Raw genomic sequence first — 21,213 nt, forward strand, 5'->3', positions numbered from 1 at the left:
GACAAAGCCTGGTGACGCGCGAACGTCGGGTCAGGCGGGCGAGGCGCTGAGCGACACACCTGCCGCGAACGCCGGACTCTGGGCGAACTCCGCGAGCCCCGCGCGCACGCGGTCGACGTCGTCGGTGGTGCCCATCAGTTCGAATCGGTACAGGTAGGGCACCCGACACTTTCGTGCGATGACGTCGCCGGCGTAGCAGAACTCCTCACCGAAATTGGTGTTGCCCGCCGCGATCACCCCCGTGATCGACGATCGGTTGTGCTCGTCGTTGAGGAAGCGGATGACCTGCTTGGGGACGTAGCCGCCGGGTTGCCCCGTCGCCTTGCCCCCGCCGTAGGTCGGACAGACCAGGACGTACGGCTCGTCGACACGGAAAACACCGGTCCGATCGAGGAGCGGGATGCGCTCGGCGCGCATGTCCAGCTTCTGGACGAACCGGTGGGTGTTCTCCGATACGGAGGAGAAGTACACGATCAACGGCGATGCGGCTGCCGCCATGTCTCCTCCAACCTGGTCGTTCTCGTGGATCTCGCCCGCGGGGTCATGTCCCGGCGGGCGCTGTCGGTATCAACGCCGTGACCGGCGTGACCATTTCCTCGATGACTGCGGAGATGCGATGCGATCCGGCTTCCCCGTCGGATCGCTGTTCACATCGCCGGTCGGCGGACGTCGCCACCGTCATGGTGACGACCGTCGGATCAGGCAGCGGCAGTGGCGAGCGCCTTGATGCGGTCGGGACGGAAGCCCGACCAGTGCGCGTCGCCGGCGACCACGACGGGCGCCTGCAGGTAGCCGAGCGCCATCACGTAGTCACGCGCCTCGGCATCCTCGCTGATGTCGACGATCTCGTAGGACAGACCCTGCTTGTCGAGGGCCTTGTAGGTGGCATTGCACTGGACGCAGGCCGGCTTCGTGTAGACGGTGATTGACATTCGGAGGTACTCCTCGGGTCGTAGGAATCGCCAGTGACGTGCGGTTTTCCAGCGTGAAGATGGTGACCTGGATCACCATCTCGGCGGCTTTGTCGAGGAGTCGAACTGCTTCTCGTCTTGTGCCTGACTGGTAACGCAAACACTACACCTAGTGGCTGACATTTCTGACCACCACAAGGGGTTGTGAATAACATTGATGGAAGACGTGCAGGTCGGAGCGGTGCACGATCGTAAATCCGGGCGTGTCCGCCGCGTGTTCGGCGTGTCGCTCACAGGTTGTCCCGAGACGGTCCACAACATGTCCACCGCCCATCCACATCAGCACGCGGTCGACCCCCGGACACGACGACGCCGCGCCGGGCTGAGCCGGGCGCGGCGTCGGACGTCGTCGGGTGATCAGGCGCTGACAGCGACCTCATCGACGAGTCGGGAGACCGAGGCGACGACCTTATCGACGATGGCCGGATCGGTCAGACCACCCTCGGGAAGAGCGGCGACCTGCAGGCCGAGGTCGGCCTCCTCGATGGCACGACCGCCGGCGATGCCGACGGACTTGCGGGTGTCCTCACGGGTCCACGCGCCGCCGTACTGCCCGAGGGCCGCGCTCAGGACCGCGACAGGCTTGCCGGTGAGCGCTCCGGTGCCGTAGGGCCGCGACAGCCAGTCGATCGCGTTCTTCAGCGCGGCGGGAATGGTGCCGTTGTACTCCGGAGTGGCGATCAGCACGCCATCGGCCGACCCGACCACCTGGCGGAGCTTCGCCACGCCGGCGTCGAGCTGATCCTCGATGTCGACATCTTCGCTGTAGAACGGCAGCGAGCCGAGGTCGTCGACGACGGTGATGGAGACCCCCGACGGCGCGTTGTCCGCGGCCACGTGGGCGAGCTGACGGTTCAGGGATGCTGCGCGCAGGCTTCCGACCAGCGCGACCAGTTCGACGACTCGTTCCGACATGTGATTCCTCTCGATGGCACAGGGGTCCGTGGGGGTCCGCGAGACCTCGTCTACGACTTGCTCTAACCGGACCAGGGTCCGATTCATTCCGGATCTGGTCAAGAGTTACGCTCATCACGTGCCGAATGGGCCCGACCACTCCCCGCTCCACATCTCGCTCAACCCCTCGGGGACCGAACGTGCCGACGCCGCACGTAACCGGCGTCTGTTGCTGGCTGCCGCCAAGAACCTGATCGATCATCACGGCGCGGCCGCGGTGACGATGGAGGCCGTGGCGCGCGAGGCGGGTGTGGGCAAGGGCACGGTGTTCCGCCGCTTCGGCAGCCGGACCGGACTCATGCTCGCCCTTCTCGACCACAGCGAGTCCGAGATCCAGCAGGCGTACCTGTCGGGCCCGGAGCCGCTGGGTCCCGGTGCTCCCCCGCTCGACCGACTGCTCGCCTACGGGCGCGCGCGTCTCAAGCTCACCTCCGACCACCTGGACATCCTGCTGGAGGCCGGCGCGGGCGCAGAGGATTTCATGAGCCATCCGGTGGCCCGCACGTCCACCCAACATGTGCAGATCCTGTTGCGGCAGCTGGGTTTCGACGGCGCGCTGGATTTCCTCGCGCTCACCGTCCAGGCGCCACTGTCGGCGAGTTCGGTGCGCTACCTGCTGGTGGACGTCGGGCTGAACCTCGAGACGATCACGCACCAATGGCAGGAGATGGTGACCGCGCTCGTCACCGGCCACCACCGGTCCTGACCGCACTGCTTCCGGCGGCTCGCGACGTCGCCGCGCCGACGACCGACGCGGCCGGTGTGCCGGACGCTCGTCGCGCGCCGCGGCGCCGGGACCCCTAGCCTGGGTTCCTGTGAAAGCAGTGATCATCGGCGCCGGTATGGGCGGGACCTCGGCGGCCATCGCGTTGCGACAACTCGGGCACGAGGTCGAGGTGTACGAGCAGGTCACCGAGAACCGGCCGGTGGGCGCGGCGATCTCGGTCTGGTCCAACGGGGTCAAGTGCCTGAATCATCTGGGCCTGGAAGCCGAGACGGCCGCGCTCGGCGGCATCGTCGACTCGATGAGCTACGTCGACGCTTTCACCGGAGAGACGATGTGCCGCTTCAGCATGGCACCGCTCATCGATGAGGTCGGGCAGCGTCCGTATCCGATCGCACGCGCCGACCTCCAGCTGATGCTGATGAACGCCTTCGGTCACGACGAGATCCGATTCGGCAAGAAGATGGTCGCCGTCCACGACGGCGCGGAACACGCCACCGTTAAATTCGCCGACGGCAGCACCGCTCACGGCGACATCGTGATCGCCGCCGACGGTGCGAGATCGCTCGCTCGCGACTACGTCCTCGGCCGGATAGTCGAACGCCGGTACGCGGGGTACGTCAACTTCAACGGGCTGGTCCCGATCGACGAGGAGATCGGACCGGCGACCGAATGGACCACCTACGTGGGTGATTCGCGTCGGGTGTCGGTGATGCCGGTCGCGGACAACAGATTCTACTTCTTCTTCGACGTCACCATGCCGGAGGGAGCCCCGTTCGAACGCGGCACGGCGCGTGACGTGCTCGCCGAGGAGTTCGCGGCATGGGCTCCCGGTGTCCAGAAGCTGATCCGGGCACTGGATCCCGAGACCACCAACCGGGTGGAGATCCTCGACACCGACCCGTTCCACACCTGGGTCAAAGGACGCGTCGCGCTGCTCGGCGACGCCGCGCACAACACGACTCCGGACATCGGCCAGGGTGGTTGCTCGGCGATGGAAGACGCGATCGCACTGCAGTTCGCCTTCCGCGACCACGCCGACGACCCACACGCGGCACTCGCGGCCTACGAGAGGTCACGTACCGAGCGGGCCGCCGACCTCGTCCTCCGCGCGCGCAAGCGGTGCGACGTCACGCATGGCAAAGACCCGGAGGCAACCGCCGCCTGGTACGAGGAACTTCGATCCGAGGACGGCACGAACGTCATCCGCGGCATCGCCGGCAACATCGTCGGCGGTCCACTCACGTAGATCTGCGGCGGCACCGTCGCCGATCATCCGCCGGCGGACGGCGCCTCGGTGCGCTCCGCGCCGGCCTCGAGCCGGGCGGTCTCCAGACCGTCGTGCGCCACGAGCGCGTTCTCGCGCGTCAGGCTCGGTCCGGGTGCCAGCAGGGTCACGACCGACCACGGGGCGCGGGACGGGGAGTCCCCGAGCCCGAGGATTCCGCCGGTCTCGAAGTCGGGGATGCCGAACCGGACGCCCGAATCGTTGACATAGAACAGGGATTCGGTGCGCGAGCTGTCTGCTTCGTTTCCGGTCACCTGCAGGTACTCACCCGATCCCGGCGGCACGTAGACCGCATCGAGGTTCGGACCGGCGCCGTCGGACGAGGTCAGACGGACCGGCACCGCATCCGAACCGAGTGGGAGTTCGCGACCTGCGAGCAACGAGGTCTGCGCGCGGGGTTCGCCCGTGCCGCGAGTCCAGGTGCGGCACAGCGTCGGATCGCCGCTCACGTTCAGCAGCTCCGGTGCGATCTCGGGAAAGTCCGAGACGGGTTCTGAGCTCCGGGTTTTCAGCGCGGCGAGCTGTCCCGGTGCGACAGTGGCCACCGGCGCGGCGTCGGAGTCGGCCAATCGCATGAGCTCGGCGGTCGGGGCACTGATCTCCTGGACCCCGTCGCGCAGCACGAGGTGAAAGGTCGTGGTGTCGTCGACGCCGACCGATTTGACGACGCTGCCGATGCTCACGCCGTCGACCGCGCCCGGTTGCCCGGCACCCGGGATCTCCGGCACCGCAAGTGGATCGACCACGGGGAACGTGTTCAACAGGCCGGTGGACATCTGCCGGGGCGTGACCCCCTCGAGCCCGAGGGCGCGCATCACCGGCACGCTCGCGGTGTCGACCGAGGCGCGCACCGGACTCCAGACACCGTCTCGGAACAACTGGTACACGAGGAAGGTCTCGTCACCGGCGTCGACGAGTACGGCGTCGGCCGGGCGCGCCGCCCCGATCGAATCGCCGAGGCGCGGTGTCTCGGCGATGACGGTCAGTTCCACCGACTCGGTCGGCGCCTCCGACACCGTGGACGAATCGCACACCGTCCAGGTCGAGGAGTCCGGGTGCGACGATCCCGGCAGGGCGGCCGGCGCGCCGGGGATGCCCAGCAGGGGCCCACGCGGGTACGGCTTGAGCTTGTTGTCCCCGACCGACGTCGGCGACTCCGAACTCCCGGTCACCAGCCGCGCGGAGGCGAGGTTCAGCACGGGATGCAGGGTGTCCTCGATCAGCACGTAGGTGCTGCCGCTGTTCTTGCTGACGATGATCGTGGCGTCGCCGACCGAACCCTGCGGTCGGATGAGGCCCCAGATCCCGCACCCGCCGAGGACGAGCAGACCGAGCACCGTTCCGACCACGAGCGCCTGCAATTGGGAGCGCATGGGATCGTGCAGCATCCGGACGTCGCGCCGAACGAGCGCGTGCTCCAGCCGCTTGATCAGGAAACGATAACCGTTGACCTGGGCTTTGGTCGTCAGCTGACGTGCCACGACTCCCCCTGTCCGCACCCGTTCCACAGCGCCGGACCGGGTCCGGCGGCGGGCGGGCTGTGATCTCCTGCGGCATACCCCCTGCCGCGCGGTAGTAGCCTAACCGACAAACATGCCCCTGACGTGTGGGGCTCCACCGCTTGTGCACACACTCGGTGGGTGGCACACGGCGGTCGGCAGCGGTGATCGAGGGGGTCGCAACCGTGGAGCGGAACACGCGTGGGATGGCACTGCCCACACTCGTCCTGATCGAGGCGATCCTGGCGATCGGGCTCGTCGTGTGGACCGTGTCCGGCAGCGTCTGGGGCGCGACCGCGCTCGGTGTCGCCGTGGTCGTCTCGGCAGGCCTGGTGCACCTGGGCGATCGGCCGTCGGTGTTCGGCCGGATCGTCGCGCACCTGTCGTTCTCGTGGGCGCGCATGCGTCGCGACCACGCCGATCTGGCCCCGGCCCCCTTCGACATCCCATTGTCTGCGCCCAACACCCATGCCGCAGCCCGTCGTTCGACGGCGCCGACGACCATCGGTGCGCGATGGGTCGGCGACACCCTCGTGACGGTGGTCCGGGTGGACCCGGGCGGTCCCGCCGTCACCTATCTGACCCCCGGGCACAGCGAGATGGCCGATGAATCGGGCCAGGTGGTCCCCCTCGGTGTGCTCGCCGAGTGCATCAGCCCCTACGACATCCAGCTGAGCAGCATCGAGGTGATCAGCCACGCTGTGCGCGTCTGGGGTTCGGGCGTCGCGCCGGCCACCTACGACCGGACTCTGGGTCCGCTGTCGGCGACTGCCCAGCGGTCGGTTCTGGTCGTCCTGCGGCTGAACCCGCTCGATTGTGCCGACGCCGTCGCCCGCCGCGGCGGAGGCGCGACCGGCGCCCTGCGCACGGCGACCGTGACCACCCGGCGCGTCGCGAAAAGGCTTGCCGAACAGGGCCTGTCGACGACGATTCTGTCGGCCGCGCAGATCACCGCGATCACGACACAGCTGACCGAGGGGGCGACCCTCGACTCGCTGTCGGAGGAGCGCGACTCGATCGGCGTGGCGGGTCTGCGGATGCGCAGCGCAGCCGTCGAACCGGCCGCGCTGACCGCCCTGCTCCGCGACGTCTGGGTCAACTCCGCGGTCTCGACGACGGTCACCGTGAAGTTGCGTCCGCGAGCAGCCGAGCGCAGGCGGCGCGGTGAACGCACGACCGTCGAGGTGTCGGGGATCGTCCGATTCAACGAATTCCCGGCCGCGCAGCGCGCACTGACCGAGTGGCCGGCCGGGTTGATCCCGCTCGATGGTCGCCAATTCGATGCTCTCGCAGCCAGTCTCCCCATCTCGACCTCGACCCGCCTCGACCGGGCGGTTCCGGTACTCGCCGGAGCGGAGGCGGACGCGTTCCTCGCCTCGGCACGCCTCCCGGCCGGTGGTTGCGGACAGCTGATCGGGGCCGATCACGCCGGCCGTGCGGTCGCGACCCGGCTCGTCGGGCCCGGTATCTCCACGGTGTCGGTGGCCGCGGGCATCCACGTCGTCGCCCAGATCGCCCTGCGCGCCGTCGCGGTCGGCGCCGCCGTACGCGTGCACACCGACCGCCCGCACCGGTGGACACCGGTGGTCACCGCCGTGGGAGACCCGAGCGCGCTGTCACTCGCCGGTGACCGCACGCCCGCGCGCCCGGGCCCGGCCCTGGTCATCGTCGACGGGGTCACTCCGCCCTCCCCTGCGCCCGACACCACCCGGATGATCGTCGTCGCGCCGGGACTGGGAGAACCGACGGACGGCGCCACGGTCGCACTGCGGCAGAATCCGCGGACCCCGCAGGACATCTCGCTCGACACCGGCGACCGGCCCACCCTGGTCACGATGGTTGCGACCCCTGACGAATGGACCCTGATCGGCGGCTACCCGGAACCCGCCGCAGCCGCGGCGCCGGCACCCGTCCGGCACTGACCCGCAGCACCGACCGTGGTCGGCGACCGGATCATTCGGCCGCGGTGGCCACCGTCGAGGTCAGTCCGGGATGCGCCGTGACCGCCGCCGGGACCAGCGCGCGGTAGAAGACCGCGCGAGCCGAGGCCGCGCGGACGATGACGTCCGGATCGTCGTCGGTGATCCACATGGCCCGTCCGGCCGTCACGGTGAGCGGGGCCCCGCCCGCGGGCCGGACCTCCACCGCGCCGCTGAGCACGGCGAGGATCTGTGGGCCGGGCATGTCGAAGCAGATCGACGAGGCGTGATGGAGCCCGGTGCCGTCGAGTTCGACACGCGACAGCCGGAACTCCGGCGCGGGGGTGAGGTAGATCCGTTCGGCACCGATCGTCCGCACCTGCGGTGTCAGGTCGGCGACGTCGACGGGGGTGAAGTCGAGGACTCGCAACAGCTCGGGCACGTCGATGTGCTTCGGCGTCAGTCCACCGCGCAGCACGTTGTCGGAGTTCGCCATGATCTCCACACCGGTACCCCGGAGGTAGGCGTGCAGGTTGCCGGCGGATAGATAGAGCCCTTGCCCGGGTTCGAGGTGAATGTTGTTGAGCAGCAACGACGCGAGGACACCGGGGTCGTTCGGATAGGCCTCCCCGAGTTCACAGACGGTGCGCAGTTCGGCAACGAAATCGGACTCGCCCGCGCTGAGAACGGTGACCGCGCCGGCGAGCACCGCCGGGACGAGTTGACGGAGGAGGGACTCGGGCAGCGTCAACCACGTCGTGAACAGCGCGCGCAGCCCCTCGGAATCCGGCTGGCCGGCCAGCATCCCGAGATACGGGTCGAGTTCGCTCACCTGCAGTGCACGAAGCAACCGGACGGTGTCCTCCGGCCGGCGGAAACCGGCCAGGGCGTCGAACGGGGTCGTGGCGACGATCAGTTCGGGTTTGTGCCACGGGTCCCGGTAGTTGCGGTCGCGGGCCTCGAGACCGACACCGCGCGAGTTCTCACGTTCGAATCCCGCGCGGGCCTGCTCGGCGGACGGGTGTGCCTGGAGCGACAGCGGTTCCTCGGCGGCGAGCACCTTGAGGAGGAACGGCAGGCGATCGCCGAAGGCGGCCGTGCTCGCCGCGCCGAGCGTGCCGACCGGATCGGCGTCGATCACATCGACAAGATCCTGCTGGATCCCGGCGACATCCACACAGCGAGCCGAGCCCGCCGGGTGGGAACCGAACCACAACTCGGCCTCAGGATGCGCCGACGGGACGGGTCTGCCCTGCATCGACGCGATCGCCGTCCGTGAACCCCACGCGTAGGGGCGCACCACACCGTCGATAATCCTCATTGCATCGCGTTCCCAACCAGGCGGAGGTACACCGCCGCCATCTCGACCCGTAGTGCCACGATCAGGAAATCCAGTACATCCCCCGGGCCGTCGGCCACCGGATCCTCGCCCGGCGCCGGGCGCCGGTCGTCCCATTCCCGACCGTCCGAGCCCCCGGCGGCCGAAGTCTGCTCTGCACGATCGGCTCCGATGAGCACATCGACCTCGCCCAGGCCGGCGACGCGCTGGCGCGTGTACCACTCCCGCCGGCCGGTCGACACCACCTGAACTCGTGGCGCGGGGGCCTGCGGCGGTCCGTCGAAGTCGGGATCGTAGAAGATGGAGTCGGCGGCGGGTCCGCTGTCCGGACGCGCGCCGAGCAGCTGCACCATCCGCGAGACATCCGCGAGTTCGGCTGCGGCGCTGACGATCCCGGACAGGCCGACGAGCCCGGCAACCGCGTGACGGGCGATGGCCGCACCGGCTGGGCTGTCCGCGGTCCACACCGTGGGACGCCCCTGGACCCGAAGCGCCAACGACTTCGCGCGATTGTGGAAGGCGTCGCGTGCCGGATGCCCGGTGGTGGCCTCGGCGTCGAGCGCGTCGGCGAGGTCGTCGAGCACGGGCACGGCGCCGGTGAACCGGACCTGCGTCAGCGCCCCGAACACCGCGAGCAGCGCCGCCGCGAATCCGACGAACCGGAAACGCGGTTCGATGTCGAAGCGTGGCGCGAGATCGATTCCGTTGCCGCCCAGAGCATCCTGGAGCGGACCGGCCACCGGCGCGAGCACCACCACCTCCGCCCGCCGGCGTAACGCGCGCGCGGCCGCGTCGGCGAGTGCCATGTCCCCGGCGTCGTCGCCGGCGATGATCACGACATCCAGCGGCCCGATCCACCCGGGCAACACCGGACCGCTGACCACCGGGACATCCACCCGGGCCGCCAGGGTCGCCACCGCGAACTCGGTGGCCCGATGCGACACCCCGCTGGACCCGTGGACCACGACCACGCTGCGCGGGCGCAGCTCGGCGAGCGGCGCGAGCACACCTTCGCGGACCGCTTCGGCGACGGCGCGTACCTGCGCACCGGCGAGCGCGACCGTTCTCAGCAAACCGTCGACATCGGCCGAGATCAGCTCCTCGGCGTCGTCGAGGTCGGGGGAACCGGTTCGCATGTGACCAGGGTAGCCAGCTCGCGGAGTCGGTGTGCATGGGAACGGCACATCGTCGCGGTGGCGACGCCCCTCCTCGACGTCGACGGAGTCCACGCCCCCCGCGCGGTGGTGACCGGTCAGTCGACCGGGTCCGGCAGTACCCGAAGGTGCCCGCGACGCCCCGGACGGGGGCGGGTCTGGTGTCGCGGGGCCCCGGCCGGCTGCGACGGTGCATCGACCGGTCCGGCGCGGTGGCGCCCCGATCGACGATCCTCCACGGCCTCGCGGTGAGCGTCGGCGAAGTGGGTGTCCTCGAAGGCGTCGAGTGCGTCGATGGGACCGCGGTCGACATACCGCGGGCGTCCGCCCCCGGCGACGGCCCCGGCTTCCCGAACCGCCTCGGCGAGGGCGGTCAGCTCCTGATCCTCGGCCGGCGGCGCGGAGAAACCGCGCTCGCTGCGCAGCATCTCCCAACCCCGCGGGACGGTGATCCGGCGGGCGTGGTCCTCGCACAGGTCCCAGGAGTGCGGCTCCTGCGACGTCGCGAGCGGACCGATCACCGCGGTCGACTCGGCGTAGACGAAGGTCAGGGTAGCCACCGCGGATCGGGCGCAGCCGGGTCGGCAGCACAGTCGGGGAAGCTTCACGTGACGAGATTAGCCCTCGTCGCTCGCAACCACCTCGACGACACGCTCACGGCGCGGGCGCCGGCGATGACACGGGCGGCCGGAGGAGACAGGGGCTCACCCGACCTCCTACACTCTCGCCATGCGTATCGACCCGAAGCCGACTCCACGTGGCTCCTCCGGCCTGCCGGAGTCCCGCCGCGGCCGGCGGCGGGTGGGGCGTCATCGTGATCGTCGCGGACGTGGACTTCGCTCGCCGCTGCTCCCCCAGGGGGTGCCCGCGCACAACAGCCGATCCGACGAATTCGACGCGGTCGCGCTGGAGGCATTCGCGGAGATCGACGCGCAGTGGCATGACCAGATCGCCGGCCTCGACATCGCCGTCGACGAGATCCCGCGGCTGCTGCCGCGCGATCCGGAGACCGTCGAGTGGCCCGACGAGGTGACCGCCGACGGCGCCGTCCCACTGGCTCGGCTGATTCCCGCCGGGATGGATGTGAACGGTGCGCCGACGCGTGCGCAGATCATCCTGTTCCGCCGGCCCCTGGAGTCCCGGGCCAAGAAGGGCACCGAGTTGCTGGATCTGATCCACGAGGTCCTCGTGCAACAGGTGGCGACCCACCTGGGCGTCGACGAAGACACGATCGACCGCGGACCAGAGTGATCCGCGGTCGAGTACTGCGGTAGCCGTTCGGCCGGCCGACAGTGAGGTCGATCGATGCGTCGGGCGATCCCCGGATGGGGCCGCCGACTCAGATGATGCCGCGCTTGAGGCGACGGCGCTCACGCTCGGACAAGCCGCCCCAGATCCCGAAGCGCTCGTCGTTGTGCAGTGCGTACTCGAGGCATTCGGATTTCACCTCGCAGCCCTGGCAGATCCGCTTGGCCTCGCGCGTCGACCCACCCTTCTCGGGGAAGAACGCCTCGGGGTCGGTCTGCGCGCACAGGGCGCGGTCCTGCCACTGGTCCTCGACGGCGTCGAAGAGATCGTCGAAGTCGTTGGGCACCAACGACAGATGACGACGGCCCGGGTCGGCGTCGTCGGCGACGGGCGTCCCCAAGTCGGTGCCGACACCGACAACCGACGAGGTGGCGGTGCCACCGATCATCGAATCATCAACGGGGCCAAGAGTATTGAATTCGGCGATGAATTGCGGGCGATTCTGTGGTTCAAGCGGATTGCCGATCGGGTTTTCCAAAGCCATCGTCGGCGCCTCCTAGCTCGGGATGTTGGTAGTTTCTGCGTCCTTTGCGAACACGGCCTGTAGCGCCGCACCCACCACTGTTGCCACACCACTTGTACTACGGATGCGGAAACTCCCACATCAGTCGTACACACACAGCGCCCGAGCGACGGCCCGCGAAGTGCCGGAACCGACCCTCACCCGAGTTCGAACATACAATCGAATCCGTTGAAGTCCAGCGGTTTTCGATCCAGAGGTTCTCGATCTCAAACTCGGAATGACACTGATGTGATTACACACGCCCGGGGCGGTCGCGGTCAAGTTGAAGTCAAAGATTCTCTGTTTACCACCAGGATCCGACAACGCTGTGACTCGACACGACATTGACCTCAACCCGACGTGAATGTCACACCGACCCCGGCACCCGTCGGAATCGTCCCCGACCGCGCCGACAGCCCCTGACCGCCCTCGCACACCGCGCACTACAGTGGCGGTGTGAAGGAGTACCTGCTGTGAAGGTGACCGTACTCGTCGGGGGCGTCGGAGGGGCACGATTCCTCCTCGGTCTGCGCGAATTGTTCGGGCCGACGGCGTTCCCGGCCCCGCAGGACGACTCGTCCGGGGGGCAGGCGAGCGAACACGAGATCACCGCGATCGTGAACGTCGGCGACGACGCGTGGATGCACGGCGTCCGCATCTGTCCTGATCTGGACACGTGCATGTACACCCTCGGCGGCGGGATCGATCCCGAACGCGGGTGGGGCCGGCGCGACGAGTCCTGGCACGCGAAGGAGGAACTCGCCGCCTACGGTGCCGATCCGGACTGGTTCGGCCTCGGCGATCGCGACCTCGCGACGCATCTCATCCGGACCCAGATGCTCGATGCCGGGTACCGGCTGTCCGACGTCACCGCCGCGCTGTCCCGCCGATGGAATCCCGGTGTGCGGCTCCTGCCCGTGACCGACGACCGTCACGAGACCCACGTCGTGGTCGCCAAGCCCGACGGCGAGGACGGCGAACGGGTCGCGATCCACTTCCAGGAATGGTGGGTGCGCCATCGCGCCCAGATCCCCACCTTCGGTTTCGCGCAGGTCGGTTCGGATGACACCGCACCCGCACCCGGCGTCCTCGACGCGATCGCCGACGCCGACGTCGTCCTGCTCGCACCGTCGAACCCGGTCGTGAGCATCGGCGCGATCGTCAGCGTTCCCGGGATGCGCAGCGCGCTGCGGCAGACGAAGGCCCCGGTGGTCGGTATCTCACCGGTCATCGACAATCGGCCGCTGCGCGGCATGGCCGACGAGTGTCTCTCGGTGATCGAGGTCGAGTCCTCGGCAGAGGGCATCGCCGGGCACTACGGCGCCCGCAGCGGCAACGGCATCCTGGACGGGTGGTTGATCGCCGAGGGCGACCACGCCACCGTCGACGGCATCGCCATCGGCGCCGCACCCCTCCTCATGACCGATCCCGCCTCCACCGCCCAGATGGTGCGCGCGGCGTGCGCGCTCGTCGACGTCGCGCTCCCCGACTCCAACCAGGGCCCCGCGTGACCGCCCGCCCCGACCACCGCGCCCCGGGCCACCTCGAGATCCATCCGGTGACCGGCCTGCCCGAGTTCACCGCCGACTCCGACGTCGCGCGCGAGATCCTCTCCGCCGCACCGTGGCTCGAGTCCGGTGACGTCCTGGTGGTCACCAGCAAGATCATCTCCAAGGCGGAGGGCCGGATGGTCGACGCGCCGAGCGACCCCGAGGAGCGCGACGCGTTGCGCCGGCGCCTCGTCGACGACGAATCGGTACGCGTGCTGGCACGCAAGAACCGGACCCTGATCACCGAGAACCGGCTGGGCCTGGTCCAGGCCGCGGCCGGGATCGACGGCTCGAACGTACGCAGCGACCAGCTCGCACTGCTCCCGGAGAACCCCGACCGCAGCGCGGCGGCCCTCCGACTCGCCATCGCCGAGGTCGCCGACCTCGACGTCGCGGTGATCATCACCGACACGATGGGCCGCGCCTGGCGGACCGGGCAGACCGATGTCGCCATCGGCGCGTCGGGCATCGCCGTGACCCATCCGTATGAGGGCGGTGTCGACGACTACGGAAACCCGTTGATCGTCACCGAGATCGCGGTGGCCGACGAACTCGCCTCGGCGGCGGATCTCGTTAAGGGCAAACTCGCGGCGGTCCCCGTCGCCGTCGTCCGCGGCTTCGGTCCGGCGGACGACGGGACCACGGCCGCCGCTCTGATCCGCCCCTACGAGGAGGACCTGTTCCGCCTCGGGACCGAGGAGGCGATCGCCCAGGGACGTCGTGAGGCCATCCGCACGCGGCGTTCGGTGCGGAACTTCGCCGACCGGCCTGTCGACCCCGCCGAGTTGCGTGCCGCGCTCGGCGAGGCGCTCACCGCCCCCGCTCCGCACCACACGCATCCGGTCCGCTTCGTCTGGGTGCGGTCCGGCCCGCGGCGCCGGGAACTCCTCGACGCGATGGCGCAGGAGTGGCGCGCCGACCTCGAATCGGATTCCAAGACAACCGAGTCCATCGAGAAACGGTTGCGGCGCGGCCAGATCCTCTACGACGCCCCGGAACTGGTGATCCCGTTCCTCGTGCCCGACGGCGTTCACGAGTACCCCGACGAGCGGCGGAACACGGCCGAACACACGATGTTCACGGTGGCCGCAGGCGGAGCGGTCGCCACCCTGCTCACGGCGCTGTCGGTGCGCGACCTCGGCAGCTGCTGGATCGGGTCGACCATCTTCGCCGCGCCGACCGTACGCCGAGTCCTCGGCCTCGACCCGAGTTGGGAACCACTCGGCGCGGTCGCGATCGGTCACCCCCTCGAGCCGGCGGGCCTGCGCGACCCCGCCCCCACCGCCGATTGGGTACTCGAGCTGTGACCGCCGAGTCGCTGCACGCATCCGCCGTCGAGGCCCTCACCCATTGGGACACATCCGATCCCGACCAGGACACGCTCCGTCACACGTACCTCGCATTCCTGGCGGCATCCTCGCAGGCATGCCTACGAGCCAGTGCGCCGGGACATCTGACGGGTTCGGCGATCGTCTTCGACGCCACCCGCCGGCACGTCCTGCTCACCCTGCATCCCCGGGTCGGCAAGTGGATTCAGCTCGGCGGACACTGCGAACCGGCCGACGACACCATCGCCGACGCGGCGCTGCGTGAGGCGCGAGAGGAATCGGGCATGCCCGACCTCGTGCTCGACTCGGCGGACCCCGCCGATCCCGGAGGCGGGATCGTGCACCTGCACACCCACCCGATCACCTGCTCGCTGGGCGTCCCCACGCGCCACCTCGACGTCCGGTACCGGGTGATCGCCGCTCCGACGTCCGGCGGCGGACTACCGCGCGTCGTGCGCAGCGACGAGTCGGTGGATCTGCGGTGGTGGCCGATCGATGCACTCCCGGACGACGCCGGAGTCGACATCGCGACACTCATCGGCGCGGCCTTGCGGGACGGACATCCGCGCTAGACCCGGATGTTCTTCCCGACCGTCACGACACCACCGGCGCTGACCGAGAACCGCTCGCGGTCGGCGCTCACGTCGACACCGAGTTGCTCGCCGTCGCCCACCACGACGTTCTTGTCGAGGATCGCCTTGCGGACGACGGCACCCTTTCCGACGCGGACGCCGGGCATCAGCACGCTGCCCTCGACCACCGCGCCGTCCTCGACGATGACGTTCGAGGACAGCACCGAGTTGCGGACCGTGCCCCCGGAGATGATGCAGCCGGATCCCACGACCGAGTCCTCGGCGACCCCGGACTGGACGAACTTGGCGGGCGGCAGGTTGTGTGTCTCTCCGCGGATGGGCCAGCGGCCGTTGTACAGATTGAAGATCGGGTGCACCGACACGAGGTCCATGTGTGCCTCGTAGAACGCGTCCAGCGTTCCGACGTCCCGCCAGTAGCCGGTGTCGCGTTCGGTGGCACCGGGGACGTCGTTGTCCTTGAAGTCGTAGACATACGCGGTGTCCCGGCGCACGAAGGCCGGAATGATGTCGCCGCCCATGTCGTGGTCGGAGTCCGAATCGGCGGCGTCGGCGCGCAGCGCGTCGACCAGCGCCTCGGTGGTGAACACATAGTTGCCCATCGACGCGAACGTCGACTCGGGATCGTCCGGCGTCCCCGGCGGATCCGTCGGCTTCTCCAGGAAGCGGGTGATCTTGCCGCTCTCGTCGGAGTCGATGCAGCCGAAGGCCGTCGCCTCGGCGCGCGGGACGCGGATTCCGGCGACCGTCACGTCGGCACCGGATTCGACATGCGCCGCCACCATCTGCGACGGGTCCATCCGGTACACGTGGTCGGCGCCGAAGACGACGATGTACTCGGGCCGTTCGTCGGTGATGAGGTTCATCGACTGGAAGATCGCGTCGGCACTGCCGGTGTACCAGCGCGGTCCGAGCCGCTGCTGGGCCGGGACCGGGGTGATGTACTCGCCATGGAATCCCGACGTCCACCAGGTCTGCGAGATGTGCCGGTCCAGCGAGTGCGACTTGTATTGTGTCAGCACGCAAATGCGTTCGTAACCGGCATTGACCAGGTTGGACAACACGAAATCGATCAGCCGGTAGGCACCGCCGAAGGGCACCGCAGGTTTGGCGCGGTCCATCGTCAGCGGGTACAGACGCTTGCCTTCGCCGCCTGCGAGGACGATGCCGAGGACGTGCGGCTCAGATCTCACTCCCCCAACTTAACCGCCATCGAACCCGTCGGCCAGGTGACCGGGCCGGAAGAATGCCCGCGTCCCGGTCGCGGCGACCGTTTACCGGCACCGATGGCGAACTGCGCGCGATGGCACTAGCGTCGAGATCATGCGGGTGGCGATGATGACACGGGAATATCCACCTGAGGTCTACGGCGGTGCCGGTGTCCACGTCACCGAATTGGTCCGCCATCTCCGCGATCTCATCACCGTCGACGTGCACTGCATGGGCGCCGAACGGGAGACCGCCGCGGTGTACACCCCCGACCCCGGGCTGGCCGGGGCGAACGCGGCGATCACGACCCTCTCGGCCGACCTGCGGATGGCCGTGGGCGCGGCCGACGCCGACGTCGTGCACTCCCACACCTGGTACACCGGTCTCGCCGGGCACCTGGCCGGGCAGCTCTACGACGTGCCGCATGTCCTCACCGCGCATTCGCTCGAACCGTCGCGTCCGTGGAAGGCCGAGCAACTCGGCGGCGGGTACCGGGTGTCGAGCTGGGTCGAACGCAATGCGGTCGAGTACGCCGACGCCGTGATCGCGGTGAGTGCGGGCATGCGAACCGAGATCTGCGACACCTACCCGCGACTGGACCCCGAACGTGTCCACGTGGTGCGCAACGGGATCGACACCTCGCAGTGGTATCCGGTCGCCGACCCGTTCGGACCCGACTCGACACCCACGGCCCTCGGACTCGACCCCGACCGACCCATCGTGGCGTTCGTCGGCCGGATCACGCGGCAGAAGGGCGTCGCGCATCTCGTGGCCGCGGCCCACCGTTTCGACCCGGAGATCCAGCTCGTCCTCTGCGCAGGCGCACCGGACACCCCGGAGATCGGCGCCGAGATCGAGCGGGCGGTCGGCGAACTGTCGGCCTCGCGTCCCGACGTGCACTGGGTCCGCGAGATGCTCCCTCTCCCCCGCATCCGCGAGATACTGACAGCGGCAACGGTCTTCGTGTGCCCCTCGGTGTACGAGCCGCTGGGCATCGTGAACCTCGAGGCGATGGCCTGTGGCACCGCGGTGGTGGCCTCGGGGGTCGGCGGCATCCCCGAGGTGGTGCGCGACAACGTCACCGGCCGCCTCGTCCGCTACGACCCCGCCGATCCGGAGACGTTCGAACACGATCTGGCCGAGACGGTGAACGCGGTCGGTTCCGACGCGGCCGCGGCATCGGCGATGGGCGCGGCCGGCCGCGAACGTGCCGACGCCGAGTTCTCCTGGGCATCGATCGCCGAACAGACCCTGGGCGTCTACGAGTCCGTCCGACGCTGATCAGGGCGCCGTCCGCGGGTGGGCCGGCACGTCGTGACCACGACCGACACCGTCACCGGTACGCGGCCGTCCCCGGCGAAGTCGTCGGCACGAGAGCGGATGTCGGCCTCCTCGGAATGAAATGCCGAGGGTCCCATCGCGACCAGATCGCCGATGATCCCGGCGCCGACGTCCGCGGTGTACCGCAGTGGAGCCTCGTCGACCGGCTCGAAACCGTCGTCGAGCGCGGCATGGAGCCGTGCGGATTTCGTGGCGTCGACCCGGAGCATCTCCATCGGCTCGATGAGCTCGGAGAGGTGGTCGGGCCCCGGGCTCACGATGATCAGTGCGCCATCAGGTGTCAGAACCCGGGCGAACTCGGACGCGTTCCGGGGCGCGAACACCGAGAGCACCACCGAGACAGCGTCATCGACGACCGGTAGCTCGCGCCAGACGTCGCCGACGACGGCGGCGAGCGCGTGCGGCCCCCGGGCGATGGCGCGCGCGCAGTATTTGGACAGGTCGATGCCGATTCCGGCGACCGGGGATTCGACGACACCGTCCGACGTTCCGCTCGCCGCGACCGCGGCGCGAAGATAGTGTCCGCCACCGGCGCCCGCGTCGAGGATCACGGGCCGCGGGACTCCGCTCGCGAACTCGGCGGCGAGTCCGGCGACGGAATCGACCACCGGGGCGAAGAAACCGGCGTCGTGCACACGCGCCCGGGCGGCCACCATGGCCGCGGTGTCGGCGCGCAACGAGCCCGACCGACCGTCGAGCAGTGAGACGTAGCCCTGCCGGGCGATGTCGAATGAATGAGCGTCGGGACAACGCAGAGCAGTGCCGTCGACCGAGAGCGGCCCGGTGCACACCGGGCATCGAAGGATCTCGACGATCGAAGTGAGGCCATGCGCCCGGTGCGGTGTCGGTGTGTCCGCCCGGGCCTCATGGGAACTGCCCTCGTGGGGCATGTTCAGCCGGTGACCCCGCGGAGTTCCTCGCCCAGCGCGGCTGCTTCGTCGGCGGTCAGCTCGACGACGAGTCGACCCCCACCCTCGATCGGAATCCGGACAACGATTCCACGCCCTTCTTTGGCCGCTTCGAGGGGGCCGTCCCCAGTACGTGGCTTCATTGCCGCCATTCTCAAGCTCCCTTCAAGGTCCCTGCTCCGAACATGATACGTGTAGGCGTCTCACACGATTGCCAGTGCGCGACACGCGCGCCGCGCGGAACCCGCTGCGCGCCTACCCCGGGGCCGTCGGCGGGCCCGGCCGCCACGCGCCGGCACCACCGTTCTCGTGGTCGGCGGCCGCATCGTCGGGGTGCGTGTCGACCGGCGTCCCGGGCACCGGCTCCCGGTCGCGCAGGCGCGCGATCACCGAGCGCAGATCGTCGACCTCATGTGCGAGACGCGCCAGCGCCCAATCGACTTCGGACTGCTTGTAGCCCCGCGGTGTCTGCGCGAACCGCAGCGCGCGGACGTCGTCGCCGGTGATCCCCACCGACGGCAGTCTGGTGAGGGTCGTGTCGGGCTCGACCGGCGGAAGATCTTCACCACGTCCGAACACGAACCAGACGATGGCGAACACGACCGCGATGACGAGCCCCATGATCAGCAGGTACAGCAGCAGCGTCTGCATGCGATCCATCCTGACAGAAACACTCGGACCGGAGTCCGGCACAGCACGAACCCGACAACCGCTCCCGGTGTGGCGCGCGGTCGCCGGGTCCGTGTGGGTGCCGTGCCCGGTGCCCCTAGGAGGCCATCTCCTCGGCCTTGGTGTCCAGCACCCGCACGGTGTTCATCGGCGGACGATCCTCGAGGTAGACCTCGGTGGTGTGCGGCGTGAACGACCCGTCGGGCTCGGCGGTGAACTGGGTCAGGCCGACGCCCGAGTCCTCGATCCCGCACCGGCGCATGAGGGTTCCGACGATCTGCCGGCTCATGACCCCCAGTTCCACCAGCGGGCGGTTGCGATGGGTCCGGACCCCGAGGTTGACCTGACCGATACCGGCCAGACCGTGGCGGTCGTAGGTGTCGATGAGCAGCCCGATCTCCACCCCGTAGCCGGGCGCGAACGGGACCGACGACAGCAGCTCGCGCGTGCCGGCGTACTCGCCGCCGAGCGGCTGCAGCACTGCGGTGAGGTCGGGCTTCTGGGAGGCCAGGAGCGGCCGGGCGACGAGCTCGGTCACGCGACCGCCGCCGTTGGCGTCGTGGGTGCCGCCCGTGCGCAGCGGCCGCCGGTAGTAGCCCTTCACGAGCTGGATCTCGGGGTTGACGAGCAGCGGACCCAGCATCTTCGGCACGAACATCGGGTCCGGGTCGATGAGGTCGGAGTCGACGAAGGCGATGATGTCGCCGGTGGCCACGGCGATCGAACGCCAGAGCACCTCGCCCTTGCCCTTGACCGGGTCCAGCTCGGGGACCGCCTCCTCGCGGGTGACCACCTGCGCGCCGGCGGCGAGCGCTCGCTCGGCGGTCGCGTCGGTGGAACCGGAGTCCAGGACGATGACCTCGTCCACCAGGCTCCCGTAGAGCGGCATGATCGTCGCGATCACGTCGGCGACTGTCTCCTCCTCGTTCAGCGCGGGGAGCACGACCGAGATCGTCCGGCCGTCCTTCGCCTCGATGAGTTCGTCGATCGTCCAGTCGGGCTGTTCCCAGGTGTGGGTTGACGACCAGCGCTGCTCGGTTCCCGGGGCCTGGGCGACCGTCGGCCACATCGCGGCCTTGTCCCGGCTGATGACGGTGCTGGGCGTACGTCGCTTCTGCTTGGTCATGCGAGTCCCCTGACTGTTCGGGCGGGTGGTCTCGTTCCCGCGATGGCAGCGACCATGTCGACCACACGGCGAGTGGCGGCGACCTCGTGAACGCGGAAGATCCGGGCGCCCTGTGCGGCGGCCAGACTCGTCGCGGCCAGTGTCCCTTCCAATCGTTGCGCTAGGTCTGTACCCAGAGTCTCCCCTACGAAATCCTTGTTGCTCAGCGCCATGAGCACCGGCCAGCCCGTGTTAACAAGATCTTTCACGCCACGTAACAGAGCCAGCCCGTGGTGGGTGTTCTTGCCGAAATCGTGCGTCGGATCGATGACGATCGAGTCCCTCCGGACCCCCGCCGCGAGCGCCCGTTCGGCCGCGGAGGTCACCTCCCGGATGACGTCGGCCACCACGTCGTCGACGGAATCCCCGTACGCGACGCGGTGCGGTCGCGTCCGCACCCGCGCGCCACCGGTGTGCGAGCAGACGATCCCGACGCCACGTTCGGCGGCGACGGCGACCACCTCGGGATCGAATCCCGCCCACGTGTCGTTGATGAGGTCCGCGCCGGCGGCGCAGGCCTGGTCGGCGACCTCGCTGCGCCACGTGTCGACGCTGATCAGCACGTCCGGGTGGCGGTCGCGGATCCACGAGATCATGCCGACGACCCGGGCCGCCTCCGTGGCGGCATCGACCTCGCGACCCGGACCGGCCTTCACCCCGCCGACGTCGATGATGTCGGCGCCCTCGGCCACCACCCGATCGACGTGCGCCTGTGCGGCGGCGTCGTCGAAGCTCGCTCCCCGGTCGTAGAACGAGTCGGGGGTGCGATTGACGATCGCCATGACCAGCGCGCGA

At 69.3% G+C, this 21,213-nt stretch carries 22 protein-coding genes; 8 read left to right on the plus strand and 14 right to left on the minus strand.

Translation table 11 applies throughout. From position 1 onward, the window contains the following. Nucleotides 1–30: 30 nt before the first annotated feature. The 3 genes from nrdI to MHN80_RS15570 all read right to left on the minus strand — a co-directional run bounded on the left by nrdI (nucleotide 31) and on the right by MHN80_RS15570 (nucleotide 1,886). The gene (nrdI, locus tag MHN80_RS15560) at nucleotides 31–498 is read right to left on the minus strand and encodes a class Ib ribonucleoside-diphosphate reductase assembly flavoprotein NrdI (RefSeq protein WP_239402553.1); all 468 of its coding nucleotides are present in this window, start codon (nucleotides 496–498) and stop codon (nucleotides 31–33) included. A gap of 200 nt (nucleotides 499–698) precedes the next feature. Then, a complete protein-coding gene (locus tag MHN80_RS15565) occupies nucleotides 699–932 on the minus strand; it encodes a redoxin NrdH (RefSeq protein ID WP_004019249.1) in 234 nt (77 codons plus the stop codon). A gap of 396 nt (nucleotides 933–1,328) precedes the next feature. Beyond that, complete coding sequence (locus tag MHN80_RS15570; RefSeq protein ID WP_239402554.1) at nucleotides 1,329–1,886, minus strand: NAD(P)H-dependent oxidoreductase; 558 nt, start codon at nucleotides 1,884–1,886, stop codon at nucleotides 1,329–1,331. 118 nt (nucleotides 1,887–2,004) lie between these two features. Between MHN80_RS15570 and MHN80_RS15575 the strand changes: the two genes are divergently transcribed. Together MHN80_RS15575 and hpxO are read left to right on the plus strand one after the other, a co-directional pair. Next, nucleotides 2,005–2,631, plus strand: a complete 627-nt coding sequence (locus tag MHN80_RS15575; RefSeq protein WP_239402555.1) for a TetR/AcrR family transcriptional regulator — start codon at nucleotides 2,005–2,007, stop codon at nucleotides 2,629–2,631. Nucleotides 2,632–2,740: 109 nt separating this feature from the next. Further along, complete coding sequence (hpxO, locus tag MHN80_RS15580; RefSeq protein WP_239402556.1) at nucleotides 2,741–3,898, plus strand: FAD-dependent urate hydroxylase HpxO; 1,158 nt, start codon at nucleotides 2,741–2,743, stop codon at nucleotides 3,896–3,898. A gap of 23 nt (nucleotides 3,899–3,921) precedes the next feature. On the opposite strand, the gene eccB is transcribed toward hpxO, so the two are convergent. Beyond that, a complete protein-coding gene (gene eccB / locus MHN80_RS15585; protein WP_239402557.1) occupies nucleotides 3,922–5,418 on the minus strand; it encodes a type VII secretion protein EccB in 1,497 nt (498 codons plus the stop codon). Between the two features lie 224 nt (nucleotides 5,419–5,642). Here eccB and eccE point away from each other — a divergent pair, with 224 nt between their 5' ends. Further along, a complete protein-coding gene (gene eccE, locus MHN80_RS15590) occupies nucleotides 5,643–7,358 on the plus strand; it encodes a type VII secretion protein EccE (RefSeq protein WP_239402558.1) in 1,716 nt (571 codons plus the stop codon). Nucleotides 7,359–7,389: 31 nt separating this feature from the next. On the opposite strand, the gene manA is transcribed toward eccE, so the two are convergent. The 3 genes from manA to MHN80_RS15605 all read right to left on the minus strand — a co-directional run bounded on the left by manA (nucleotide 7,390) and on the right by MHN80_RS15605 (nucleotide 10,456). Beyond that, nucleotides 7,390–8,676 carry a mannose-6-phosphate isomerase, class I gene (gene manA, locus MHN80_RS15595; RefSeq protein WP_239402559.1) on the minus strand — a complete coding sequence of 429 codons (1,287 nt, stop codon included), beginning with the start codon at nucleotides 8,674–8,676 and terminating at the stop codon, nucleotides 7,390–7,392. Next, the gene (locus MHN80_RS15600; protein WP_239402560.1) at nucleotides 8,673–9,830 is read right to left on the minus strand and encodes a hypothetical protein; all 1,158 of its coding nucleotides are present in this window, start codon (nucleotides 9,828–9,830) and stop codon (nucleotides 8,673–8,675) included. The genes manA and MHN80_RS15600 overlap by 4 nt, the downstream gene beginning before the upstream one ends. A gap of 116 nt (nucleotides 9,831–9,946) precedes the next feature. Beyond that, on the minus strand, nucleotides 9,947–10,456 hold the full coding sequence (locus MHN80_RS15605; RefSeq protein WP_180819311.1) for a DUF3499 domain-containing protein: 510 nt from the start codon (nucleotides 10,454–10,456) through the stop codon (nucleotides 9,947–9,949). 121 nt (nucleotides 10,457–10,577) lie between these two features. Here MHN80_RS15605 and MHN80_RS15610 point away from each other — a divergent pair, with 121 nt between their 5' ends. Further along, a complete protein-coding gene (locus tag MHN80_RS15610) occupies nucleotides 10,578–11,099 on the plus strand; it encodes a metallopeptidase family protein (protein ID WP_004019240.1) in 522 nt (173 codons plus the stop codon). 88 nt (nucleotides 11,100–11,187) lie between these two features. On the opposite strand, the gene MHN80_RS15615 is transcribed toward MHN80_RS15610, so the two are convergent. Next, nucleotides 11,188–11,451, minus strand: coding sequence for a WhiB family transcriptional regulator (locus tag MHN80_RS15615; RefSeq protein WP_180819320.1), 264 nt, complete (start codon nucleotides 11,449–11,451; stop codon nucleotides 11,188–11,190). Between the two features lie 680 nt (nucleotides 11,452–12,131). Between MHN80_RS15615 and cofD the strand changes: the two genes are divergently transcribed. The 3 genes from cofD to MHN80_RS15630 are packed head-to-tail and all read left to right on the plus strand — an operon-like array spanning nucleotide 12,132 to nucleotide 15,108. Next, nucleotides 12,132–13,169 carry a 2-phospho-L-lactate transferase gene (gene cofD, locus MHN80_RS15620; RefSeq protein ID WP_239402561.1) on the plus strand — a complete coding sequence of 346 codons (1,038 nt, stop codon included), beginning with the start codon at nucleotides 12,132–12,134 and terminating at the stop codon, nucleotides 13,167–13,169. Beyond that, complete coding sequence (locus MHN80_RS15625; RefSeq protein WP_239402562.1) at nucleotides 13,166–14,515, plus strand: coenzyme F420-0:L-glutamate ligase; 1,350 nt, start codon at nucleotides 13,166–13,168, stop codon at nucleotides 14,513–14,515. Before cofD ends, MHN80_RS15625 begins: the two co-directional genes overlap by 4 nt. Continuing rightward, on the plus strand, nucleotides 14,512–15,108 hold the full coding sequence (locus MHN80_RS15630; RefSeq protein ID WP_239402563.1) for an NUDIX hydrolase: 597 nt from the start codon (nucleotides 14,512–14,514) through the stop codon (nucleotides 15,106–15,108). Before MHN80_RS15625 ends, MHN80_RS15630 begins: the two co-directional genes overlap by 4 nt. On the opposite strand, the gene glgC is transcribed toward MHN80_RS15630, so the two are convergent. After that, nucleotides 15,105–16,319 (minus strand): glucose-1-phosphate adenylyltransferase, encoded by a 1,215-nt coding sequence (gene glgC, locus MHN80_RS15635; RefSeq protein ID WP_086534567.1) that lies wholly within the window; start codon nucleotides 16,317–16,319, stop codon nucleotides 15,105–15,107. The two genes, MHN80_RS15630 and glgC, sit on opposite strands and share 4 nt — an antisense overlap. Nucleotides 16,320–16,449: 130 nt before the next feature. Between glgC and glgA the strand changes: the two genes are divergently transcribed. Further along, nucleotides 16,450–17,616, plus strand: a complete 1,167-nt coding sequence (glgA, locus tag MHN80_RS15640) for a glycogen synthase (RefSeq protein WP_239402564.1) — start codon at nucleotides 16,450–16,452, stop codon at nucleotides 17,614–17,616. On the opposite strand, the gene MHN80_RS15645 is transcribed toward glgA, so the two are convergent. The 5 genes from MHN80_RS15645 to folP form a co-directional block, all read right to left on the minus strand. After that, a complete protein-coding gene (locus MHN80_RS15645; protein ID WP_239402565.1) occupies nucleotides 17,595–18,566 on the minus strand; it encodes a putative RNA methyltransferase in 972 nt (323 codons plus the stop codon). The two genes, glgA and MHN80_RS15645, sit on opposite strands and share 22 nt — an antisense overlap. A 2-nt stretch (nucleotides 18,567–18,568) precedes the next feature. Further along, nucleotides 18,569–18,736 carry a DUF3117 domain-containing protein gene (locus tag MHN80_RS15650; RefSeq protein ID WP_004019232.1) on the minus strand — a complete coding sequence of 56 codons (168 nt, stop codon included), beginning with the start codon at nucleotides 18,734–18,736 and terminating at the stop codon, nucleotides 18,569–18,571. A 103-nt stretch (nucleotides 18,737–18,839) separates the two neighbouring features. Then, nucleotides 18,840–19,235 (minus strand): DivIVA domain-containing protein, encoded by a 396-nt coding sequence (locus MHN80_RS15655; RefSeq protein WP_239402566.1) that lies wholly within the window; start codon nucleotides 19,233–19,235, stop codon nucleotides 18,840–18,842. Nucleotides 19,236–19,350: 115 nt separating this feature from the next. After that, a complete protein-coding gene (locus tag MHN80_RS15660) occupies nucleotides 19,351–20,379 on the minus strand; it encodes a glucosyl-3-phosphoglycerate synthase (protein WP_239402567.1) in 1,029 nt (342 codons plus the stop codon). Then, nucleotides 20,376–21,200: a dihydropteroate synthase gene (gene folP, locus MHN80_RS15665; protein WP_239402672.1), complete on the minus strand. Its 825-nt coding sequence runs from the start codon at nucleotides 21,198–21,200 to the stop codon at nucleotides 20,376–20,378. Before folP ends, MHN80_RS15660 begins: the two co-directional genes overlap by 4 nt. Nucleotides 21,201–21,213: the final 13 nt, after the last annotated feature.

Source organism: Gordonia sp. McavH-238-E (genome assembly GCF_022348225.1).
Taxonomy (GTDB): Bacteria; Actinomycetota; Actinomycetes; order Mycobacteriales; family Mycobacteriaceae; genus Gordonia; species Gordonia terrae.

Excerpts from the sequence above, each read along its gene's own strand:
- nrdI (WP_239402553.1), bottom strand. The coding sequence starts at position 498 with ATGGCGGCAGCCGCATCGCCGTTGATCGTGTACTTCTCCTCCGTATCG.
- MHN80_RS15600 (WP_239402560.1), bottom strand. The coding sequence starts at position 9,830 with ATGCGAACCGGTTCCCCCGACCTCGACGACGCCGAGGAGCTGATCTCG.
- MHN80_RS15570 (WP_239402554.1), bottom strand. The coding sequence starts at position 1,886 with ATGTCGGAACGAGTCGTCGAACTGGTCGCGCTGGTCGGAAGCCTGCGC.
- MHN80_RS15655 (WP_239402566.1), bottom strand. The coding sequence starts at position 19,235 with ATGCAGACGCTGCTGCTGTACCTGCTGATCATGGGGCTCGTCATCGCG.
- manA (WP_239402559.1), bottom strand. The coding sequence starts at position 8,676 with ATGAGGATTATCGACGGTGTGGTGCGCCCCTACGCGTGGGGTTCACGG.
- MHN80_RS15660 (WP_239402567.1), bottom strand. The coding sequence starts at position 20,379 with ATGACCAAGCAGAAGCGACGTACGCCCAGCACCGTCATCAGCCGGGAC.
- MHN80_RS15650 (WP_004019232.1), bottom strand. The coding sequence starts at position 18,736 with ATGGCGGCAATGAAGCCACGTACTGGGGACGGCCCCCTCGAAGCGGCC.
- MHN80_RS15610 (WP_004019240.1), top strand. The coding sequence starts at position 10,578 with ATGCGTATCGACCCGAAGCCGACTCCACGTGGCTCCTCCGGCCTGCCG.
- MHN80_RS15645 (WP_239402565.1), bottom strand. The coding sequence starts at position 18,566 with ATGCCCCACGAGGGCAGTTCCCATGAGGCCCGGGCGGACACACCGACA.
- eccE (WP_239402558.1), top strand. The coding sequence starts at position 5,643 with ATGGCACTGCCCACACTCGTCCTGATCGAGGCGATCCTGGCGATCGGG.
- MHN80_RS15565 (WP_004019249.1), bottom strand. The coding sequence starts at position 932 with ATGTCAATCACCGTCTACACGAAGCCGGCCTGCGTCCAGTGCAATGCC.
- folP (WP_239402672.1), bottom strand. The coding sequence starts at position 21,200 with ATGGCGATCGTCAATCGCACCCCCGACTCGTTCTACGACCGGGGAGCG.
- glgA (WP_239402564.1), top strand. The coding sequence starts at position 16,450 with ATGCGGGTGGCGATGATGACACGGGAATATCCACCTGAGGTCTACGGC.